Source organism: uncultured Clostridium sp. (assembly GCF_937920395.1).
In the GTDB taxonomy this organism is placed as follows: Bacteria; Bacillota; Clostridia; order Clostridiales; family Clostridiaceae; genus Clostridium_AD.
Map to the genome: position 1 here is coordinate 1 of NZ_CALEVF010000140.1, position 1,920 is coordinate 1,920.

The following is a 1,920-nucleotide window of genomic DNA, read 5'->3' on the forward strand; positions in this document are numbered from 1 at the left end:
ATTATAGACCATATTATTTTTATATGTCAGATGATAAGATTTTTGTTGAGGCCAAGTATAAAAATAAATCAATTATATATAATATATACGATTTTGAGCATGCTCTTGTCATAAAAAAATCATTGAAGCAATCAGTTCCAGGGCTTTTTTAGTACTGGAACAAGAAAAATAACGATTAAAAATAAAGCTCCAATAAAAACTCCCCTCAGCCTAGATTAGAATCCAAGCTTTTCATCTATCAGTATGATTTCCATATCGGTGTTATTCATCTTTTTATAATAAATTAAAAGACCATTGCAAATACGATCTGGACTGGAACAATTATAACAACGATCTCCTTTTACTGCACACGGCGTTCTTAATCCTAATCGCTTGGCATTACCAGGTGCAGCAATGTTACGAGCACGCCATATAGCAGCTTCAAGCGTAGGTTCAATTTTATTTGTGCTGACAACAAAATATACCTTCTTATGACCAAACAATGAACCAGCTATACGATTACCCGTACCATCAATATTTACCATCTCTCCCGTTTCTGCCAGCGCATTCACTGAAGTGAAAAAAATATCTGTAGTCAAACACTTTATTGCAGTATCACGAAATGTTGCCTCTGCCTTACAATGCTTAGGGTCAACAACCTTGTTATGTACAGAAAGCTTATCAAACAAGTTCATATTAAACATAGTTTCAGAATCACCAAAGCCTATATATTCGCCATTTAATCTACTTTCTAAATACTGTGATGCATCTTTAGCAGTTTTAAATAAACTAACCTCATAATTATTTTTTTCAAGTGCTAAAATGGTTTTTTCAATATTCATAATTTCACTATACCTCCAAAGTTTTTTAATTATATTTGTTTATATAAATGTTTTAACAATACTATCTTCTTTTTATAATCTTCTTCATCATCTAAAATAATATTCTTTTGAGATAAATTAAATAGAACTTTAACACTTTCATCATACTTCTTGAGATTTTCCTTACTCTCATCAACTAAATTAAGATTGCATAATGATTTTTCATATTCATCATCATTAAGTATATTATTGCTCTTTAAATCATTAAGTGTTGAAATTACATCAACATCAAATTTAGTTTTATTACTATGTTTATTGTCAGTATATATTCTATTCAATTGATAAAATGCAGGACTAATAAAACCAACTACCCCAAACAAAATAATACCAAACTCACCAGCTTGACCACCAATATTTAAAATTACCGATCCCACTATTCGGCCTAAAAATCCACATATTATTGAGTATATAATTAACTGAATAGTTATCACCCCTTCTTCTATGACTTTTGATTTTTCACAAACTCGACTTCAATCTATAAAAATTATAACATATCCTCATATAACTATATTCCGATAATAGTAAATATCTTTACGTTCTCCCCCTAAACCCATCCTAATATGGATTTTCTCCGGAAGTGACCTGAAATAAAAAATGAAGAAACAATTGAAATCCTATTAAGAAATTCTTGTTTTGTCAATATTAAATTCTCGTGAGACCTCCTGAAAGGAAGCCTAGCGAACTATCCCCCCCTAAACCCACCCTAGTATGGATTTTCTCGGAGTGACTTGAAATAAGAAGTGCAGAAACAATTGAAATCTCATTTAGAAATTCTTGTTTTGTGAATGTAAAATTCTCGTGAGACTTCCTGAAATTAAGTCTAATGAACCATCCCTATATACCCACCCTAGTATGGATTTTTTCCGGAGGTGACTTGAAATAAGAAGTGAAGAAACAATTGAAATCCCATTTAGAAATTCTTGTTTTGTGAATGTAAAATTCTCGTGAGACTTCCTAAAAGGAAGGCTAGCGAACCGTCAGTATGCCGAATGTGAGCGATAGAGGATTTTACGTAAGCAAAACATTAGAATTTCTTAATGAGATTTCATGTTTCAAACTC

Annotated in this window: 2 protein-coding genes; both read right to left on the minus strand. The window is 31.4% G+C overall.

Going from position 1 to position 1,920, the window contains the following annotated elements; all coding sequences use genetic code 11:
• Positions 1–215 precede the first annotated feature (215 nt).
• Entirely contained in the window at positions 216–821 is a 606-nt protein-coding gene (locus tag Q0649_RS10245; protein ID WP_298841129.1) for a lactate utilization protein, read from the minus strand.
• Positions 822–850: 29 nt separating this feature from the next.
• Entirely contained in the window at positions 851–1,291 is a 441-nt protein-coding gene (locus tag Q0649_RS10250) for a hypothetical protein (protein ID WP_298841132.1), read from the minus strand.
• Between the last annotated feature and the right edge of the window lie 629 nt (positions 1,292–1,920).

What these genes read in the sequence shown, in the direction of transcription:
- Q0649_RS10245 (WP_298841129.1), bottom strand. Translation starts at nt 821, where the DNA reads ATGAATATTGAAAAAACCATTTTAGCACTTGAAAAAAATAATTATGAG.